We start from the raw sequence: 1,264 nt of genomic DNA, 5'->3' as shown, positions 1-1,264 counted from the left end.
TGTCACGGCCTTCCAGCACGCCGGCCTGGTAGGAGTGGCGCTTGGCGGCTTCGAGCGTCTGTTCGTTGACGAACAGGGCGACGTCGCTGTCCAGGGTCGTATCGAGCACGCTGACCAGCAAGGTAAGGGCGTTGACTTTTTTCTCGCCGATCGCTGCGTAATGACCCAGCAGCGCGGTGCAGGTGATGCCACCGGAGCAGGCGCCGAGCATGTTCACGTCTTTGCTGCCGGTGATTGCGGTGACGACGTCAACCGCTTCCTTGAGCGCATCGATATAGGTCGTCAGGCCCCATTCGCGCTGTTCCTTGGTCGGATTGCGCCAGCTGACGATGAAAGTCTGCACGTTGCTGCGAAGGCAGAATCGCGCCAGGCTCTTGTCCGGGCTCAGGTCGAAAACGTAGAACTTGTTGATTTGCGGCGGCACCACCAGCAGTGGCCGTTCGTAGACCTGCTCGGTGATCGGCCTGTATTGGATCAGCTCCAGCACGTCGTTGCGGAACACCACCGCGCCTTCGGTCACACCCAGGCTCTTGCCGACCTCGAACGCGCCCATGTTGACCTGGCTCGGCATCCCGCCGTTGTGCACCATGTCCTTGGCCAGATGCGAGAGACCGTCGAGCAGGCTCTTGCCGCCGGTTTCGAAGAAGCGTTTGACCGCTGCCGGGTTGGCCGCGCTGTTGGTCGGGGCCATGGCTTCGGTCATGAGGTTGATCACGAAGTGCCCGCGAGCTGCATCGCTGGCCGGGAGGTTGCTTTCGTCAATCCAGTCGTGGAGTTCCTTGCGCCACGCCAGGTAAGTTTGCAGATAACGTTTGTAGAGCGGGTTCTGGCTCCAGGCCGGATCAGTGAAGCGACGGTCATCGCTGTTCGGTTGCAGTTCGGATTTACCGAACAGCACGTTCTTGAGTTCAAGACCGAAATGCGCAACGTGTTTCGCGCTGTGCACCGGTTGCTTGATGGCCTGCCTGAGCACCATTCGAGCAGAAGCCAGTAGATCCTTTCCACGCAGCCCAACGACAGGATTCAGTCCCAAGGTGTTTTCCGAGGCCTGATACTTCAAGTCATCGTTATTCTTGTTACTCATCTACGACGCTCCATTGTCCTGAGACGAGTACCCGGGGCCTCGCTGTGCAGTCACACAGCCAATGCCAGGTACTACTGCTCGGGGTGACCGTTAATACTGCATCGCTGCTTTTTGTTCGCAGAGAACACTGCAGGGAACTTGCCAGCTCCATTGGTTACCCGAGTTTAATTTTTTTCGCAA

1 protein-coding gene is annotated in these 1,264 nt (G+C 58.4%); it reads right to left on the bottom strand.

Translation table 11 applies throughout. The features are described from left to right. On the bottom strand, nt 1–1,084 hold a 1,084-nt coding region (locus D8V06_RS23370), incomplete at its 3' end, for an alpha/beta fold hydrolase (protein WP_130931905.1). Nucleotides 1,085–1,264: the final 180 nt, after the last annotated feature.

Source organism: Pseudomonas sp. Sample_24 (assembly GCF_004307605.1).
In the GTDB taxonomy this organism is placed as follows: domain Bacteria; phylum Pseudomonadota; class Gammaproteobacteria; order Pseudomonadales; family Pseudomonadaceae; genus Aquipseudomonas.
Note: the sequence above shows the minus strand (reverse complement) of the source record. Positions and strands in the feature narration are given on the sequence as shown.